The sequence below is a fragment of the Novosphingobium sp. KN65.2 genome (genome assembly GCF_001368935.1).
Lineage (GTDB): Bacteria > Pseudomonadota > Alphaproteobacteria > Sphingomonadales > Sphingomonadaceae > Novosphingobium > Novosphingobium mathurense.
Window position 1 is genome coordinate 1 of record NZ_CCBH010000229.1, and the last position, 5,346, is coordinate 5,346.

A 5,346-nucleotide genomic window follows, 5' to 3' on the forward strand; every position below is an offset into this window, starting at 1 on the left:
ACTGGAGGTCGTGTCGGTCAATACTTGCACGACCTCCGCTTAAACCGACCTGAAACCAATCAGATGATACCACCGCTCCTCAACGCAGCCACTTCCTCCTTGGTATAACCGATTTCCTCCAGCACATCCGCCGTATGCTCGCCCAGCGCCGGAGGGGCGCGCCGAAACTGCGGCGGCGTGCGGCTCATCTTGATCGGCTGGCCCAATATTTCCACAGGGCCAAGCGCGGGATGGTCGATGGTCTGCACGATCCCGGTTTCCTTGACCTGCGGATCGGCAAACATCTCATCAAGCTTGTAGATCGGCCCGGCGGGCACCCCGGCGGCGCTCAGCAGGTCCACCCATTGCTTCACCGTCCGAGCCGCCGTGGCCTTGTCGATCGCCGCATTCATGCGCTCCCGGTTCCGCTCACGCCCTTCCGCTGTCTGAAAATCCGGGTCGGTCGCTAATTCCGGCGCGTCGATAGCCTGGCAGAGCCTGAAATAGCTGTCGTTTCCGACGGTCGAGAGCGTGAAATAGCCGTCACTTGCCCGATATACACCAGTCGGCACGATCTGCGGGTGATCATTGCCGCGCTGGATGGGAACGACCTTGTCCATCAGCCAGCGCATTGCCTGATAATCGAGCAGCATGATCTGCGACGAAAGGAGGTTGGTCTGGACCCACTGTCCCTTGCCCGACACTCCCCGCTCCAGCAGCGCGATCATCGTGCCCATCGCCGCGAAAATGCCGGCGCTCAGATCGGCCGGCGATATGCCGACGCGCATTGGCCCCCGATCGGCATAGCCTGTAAGCGCCATCAGCCCGCCCATGCCCTGCGCGATGAGATCGAAGCCCGGGCGGCTGCTATAAGGCCCCGTCTCGCCGAACGCCGAGATGGACGTATAGACGAGACGGGGATTGATCGCCGCCATCACCTCATAATCAATGCCCAGGCGATGCTTCACATCCGGGCGGAAATTCTCGACCAGCACATCGGCGGTTTCGACCAACCGCTTGAGTATGGCGACGCCTTCCGGTCGCTTCAGATCGAGTGTGATGCCACGCTTGTTGCGTTGCGCGTTGACGTAATCCGACGAGTGCCGGTTATCGCCCATCGGATCGCCCTCGCCGTCCGTCCGCTCGACCTTGATGACATCGGCGCCGAAATCGCCAAAGAATTTCACGCAGGTCGGGCCGGCGCGAACGCGCGAAAGGTCGATGACCTTGAGATGGCTGAGGGGTAATTGTGTCATATCAATTCCTTATCAGCGACCGACGAACCGCGGCTTGCGCTTGGCGGCGAATGCCTGCGCGCCTTCCGCATAATCCTCGCTCGCGAAACATTCGGCGACCAGCCGGTCGCACAGCGCCAGATCGGCGTTGCCGGACGGCCGGCTCAATTCCTTGATGATCGTCTTGGCCGCCTGGATCGTCAGCGGCGCATTTTCCGCGATCGTCGATGCATAGGCGCCCACCTGCGCCTGTAATTCCGCCACCGGATGAAACTGGGTAATCAGCCCCATCGCCAGCGCCTCCGTCGCGCCGTAGCGGCGGGCGCTGAAGAGCATGTCGGCCGCCCAGGCGGGCCCGACGACGTCGAGCAGCTTCCTCGTGCCCAGCCATCCATAGCCCAGGCCCAATCGCGCGGCAGGCACCGAAAAAAGCGCGTCCGAACCAGCAATCCGGATATCGCAGGACAGGGCGATGGCCACCCCGCCGCCAAAACAATAGCCGGAAATCATCGCAACGCTCGGCTGCGGCGTCGATTGCAACAGCCCCAGGGCATGGTCCGCCGCCTCGTCATAGGCCGCCACGTCCTTCGGCGATCGGCGCTGACCGGCAAATTCCGAAATATCGGCGCCGGACACAAAAGCGCGTTCGCCCGCGCCGCGCAGAAGAATGCATCGCACCTCGCGATCCTGCGCGATCCCCTCCAATGCCCTGCCCAGCGCGCGCCACATGTCCAGCGATATGGCGTTGTGCTTCGCAGGGTTGTTGAAGGTGATCCAGGCCAGCGGCCCTTCCCGCTCGACCAGCAGTTTATCATCGCTCATGGCGGCCCGCTCCACTCCACTCGCCATCATGGTTGCCCGTGCTTGTCGCCCATGAACAGCGATTGCGCGGAGCTTGCTCGCGGATCGCGCCGGTGCCAATGGCCGCGTTCCACCGTGCTGAAGAACTGGCTGGCCATCTGATTGAAGGCGCCCGGCTCCTCGATATTGAGGCCATGTCCGGTTTTCGGGCAGACCCAGAGACCGGCGCGCGGAAGCGTGCGCTTCAGATAGATATTCACCTCGATCACCGGATCATCCTCGTCGCCCAAGGCGAGGAGAACGGGAATATCGAGCGCCCGCAAAACATCCTCGCTTTCATAGAGCGACGGCCGCAACGCCTGATAATTTTTGAGCGTCAGCGCGGATCCAAGCGCCGAATGTTCGGACATGTAACGGCGAAACTCTTTCCAGCCGCGCTCATCCTTGTTGAGAAGCTGGATCCGCGTCGCGCCCATTGCGAGGCCGCTGGCGCCAGCCTCCATGCCTTCGCTCAGCATGCGATCCGCGACCATATGCGTATCGCGCATATATTGCGCCCGCTCTTCGCGCGACGCGCCGGAACCGCCGCTCGCGAAAAACAGCGCGCTTACACGGTTCGGGTAGCTCATCGCGAACTGGAGGCCGGCATAGGCGCCCATGCTCAGCCCCACGATATGGGCCTTTTCAATCTTCAGATGATCCATGATCGCCAGGACATCATCCCGCTGGCGATCGAACGTGTAGGCGTCTCCATCCTCCGGCACGGACGAAGGGGGGTAGCCCCGTGCGTTATAGGTGATGCAGCGATATTGCCCCGAAAAATGCCTGACCTGGCCTTCCCACGTCCTGAAATCGGCCGCGAATTCATGGAGCCAGACGATCGGATATCCGGTGCCGGTTTCCTCATAATAAAGGGAAACTCCCGAGCTGTCGGCAAACGGCATTACTGTTACTCCCTACACATAACGCATATTTTTCCGCGCCTGGCGGTCGCCAATATCTTTTAGCCTAGCGGCCCGAAGAATGTTTCGCCGAAAAAGCTATCCGTCAGCGGCTCCAGCGTTTCGGGCCAATGGTCATTATCCACCTGCCGCCGCAGTTCGGGCGGGCAAGGCTCGCCGTTCCAGCCGAGCTGCTCCATATAATAATGGAGCTGGACCGCATGGCCGCACGGGCTGATCGCCAGCGCGCTGTAATCGATCCCCGGGAACAATTCGGGCGGCAGTTTCCTGATCTCGACACCGCGCTCTGACAGATAGGCAATCGCGGCGCGAAGCTGCGAATAGCTGCCTACCCGCATGCCGAGCGCCATCGCGGTCGTGTTCTTGCTCAGCCCCAGCACCTCCCGCAGCTCGATCGGGTAGAGCGCCAGCGAATGATGCTCGAGCCCGGCCCGCAGGAAGACGCATATATGGCCGTTCCAGTTCACCGTCTCCGTGATCTTCAGGCCCAGCAGGTCGCGATAGAAATGCAGCGCCTTTTGGACATCCTTCACGAACAGGCGAAGCGGGCCGACCTTGACGATCTTGAAAGGCCGCTCAAGCAACACGCCGTCCACGTCATGGGTTTCCGCCTCAGGCAGCGTCGCTCGAAGGCCGCTATCGAGGTCGATGCCGTTGTCAGCGATGAAGCGCAGTTCCTCGGCCTCCGATCGATGCGGAATCGGCGGTGGTGCTGCATAGCCGATCAGATCGCGCACCGCGCCGGGCTTGCTTTTGCCGTTCCACCCAATTTGCTCCATGCCATAGAAGACTTCATTGAGATGGCCTTCGTCATCGGGCGTATAGAAATGGAAGTTCGAACCCGGAATATCCCTGCCCGAATAGACGACGCGGCGCCCATGCTCCTGCATCCAGTCGTTCCCCTCGACCACCTGGCGCAATCCGCCCGCCTGCCAGGAAATCTGGTTTGCCGTGACCTCGATCGGGAATGCGCCAAGCTGCTGGGCCGCAACCTTGGCCGCCGCTTCGGGAAACAGCACAAAGGAGTGGTGATCACTGCCGTGGCGCAGAAAAAAAGCTATGCCGGATCGGTCGATCGGGCGCTCCTCGGGAGGAAGAAGCGCCCCCAAATCGATCGTATCGGAAATGTGGAATCCAAGAAGATTGCAGAAGAAGTCGAGCGTCTGCTCGATCTTCGTAACGTTGAAGCCGACATGGCCGATCCGCACCACCTGGAAAGGACGCGGCAGCAGCATACCGCCGACATCATGCATCCCATCGGCAACACCGCCCTCACCCTCATTGAGCCCAGCGGGGCGATCAGGCCTGTCCATATCCATCTCCTGCTTACTCCTGCACGCTGTGCCGCTTATTTATTTTTCGGCTACGAAGCGGATGCGCTGCGTCCCGATCCCGTCGACTTCGGCTTCGACAATATCGCCAACCCTCAGATAGCGGTTGTCATGCGATTTGGCGTTGCCTGAAGGAGAACCCGTCATGATCATGTCGCCCGGCCGCAAAACCATGCGGGACGACGAATATTCGATCAGCTTCGCGACGCTGTCGATCATCAATTCCGAGCCTTCATCCTGCATGATCTCGCCGTTCAACCTCAGCCGAAGCGAAAGTTTTTGCGGATCCGGTACAAACTGCGCGGGCACGATGAACGGGCCGATCGGGTTGAAACCGGGATTGCCCTTGCTGCCGCAGAAATCCAGCATGCCCGGCTGAAGATCATCGCGCGCCAGGAAATCGCGCGCGCTCAGGTCGTTTCCAACCGTATATCCCGCGACATAGCCCAGCGCATCGGCCCGATTCACGCGGCGCGCTTCCTTTCCGATGACTACGACCAGTTCGACTTCCCAGTCGAGCATCTTGACGTCATCCGGTATCGCGACATCCGCTTGCGGACCGACCACCGCCGAAACCGGCTTGCTGAACACGAAAGAGAGGTTGCTGCGCGCCTTGGCGTCCATGCGCTCTTCCCAAATGGCGCGCTCGGCCGGATCCTCGTAGAAATCCACCACATGCTTGCGATAGTTGGCGACGGCGCAAACCAGGCTACCGGGCACGAACGGTACATGGATCTGAAGGGACGATACATCCGCAAAGTTGGGCGACCCGGCCGCCTGCTCGATACCCTCGACAGCCGCCGATAGAATTGGGTTGTTCCATTCCCAATGTTGAATGAATTCGAGCAAATCCGAAGTGCCGACGAGCGGCTGCCGGGCGATCCGGCCGATTGCCGATAGCGCGATAACCTTCCCCGAAGCCAGGATCACTCCGGGAAAGGGGGCGCAGCCTGCAGCGGAAAAAGTTCCAAGCTTATAGGGCGCATCGAAAGCAGCCATGAATAGTCTCCGTGAATTAAATCAGAATTTGTAGTAAAT

At 60.6% G+C, this 5,346-nt stretch carries 5 protein-coding genes; all 5 read right to left on the reverse strand.

The features are described 5' to 3' along the window. Positions 1-59 precede the first annotated feature (59 nt). From SPHV1_RS23830 to SPHV1_RS23850, 5 genes are read right to left on the reverse strand one after another with little or no spacing between them, the layout of a single operon-like run. Positions 60-1,235 carry a CaiB/BaiF CoA-transferase family protein gene (locus SPHV1_RS23830; RefSeq protein WP_054948479.1) on the reverse strand — a complete coding sequence of 392 codons (1,176 nt, stop codon included), beginning with the start codon at positions 1,233-1,235 and terminating at the stop codon, positions 60-62. Between the two features lie 12 nt (positions 1,236-1,247). Next, positions 1,248-2,051: an enoyl-CoA hydratase gene (locus SPHV1_RS23835; protein WP_197277805.1), complete on the reverse strand. Its 804-nt coding sequence runs from the start codon at positions 2,049-2,051 to the stop codon at positions 1,248-1,250. Between the two features lie 11 nt (positions 2,052-2,062). Beyond that, a complete protein-coding gene (locus SPHV1_RS23840; RefSeq protein ID WP_054948481.1) occupies positions 2,063-2,959 on the reverse strand; it encodes an alpha/beta fold hydrolase in 897 nt (298 codons plus the stop codon). A 59-nt stretch (positions 2,960-3,018) separates the two neighbouring features. Beyond that, positions 3,019-4,290, reverse strand: coding sequence for a VOC family protein (locus SPHV1_RS23845; protein ID WP_197277806.1), 1,272 nt, complete (start codon positions 4,288-4,290; stop codon positions 3,019-3,021). Positions 4,291-4,329: 39 nt separating this feature from the next. After that, the gene (locus SPHV1_RS23850) at positions 4,330-5,307 is read right to left on the reverse strand and encodes a fumarylacetoacetate hydrolase family protein (RefSeq protein WP_054948483.1); all 978 of its coding nucleotides are present in this window, start codon (positions 5,305-5,307) and stop codon (positions 4,330-4,332) included. Between the last annotated feature and the right edge of the window lie 39 nt (positions 5,308-5,346).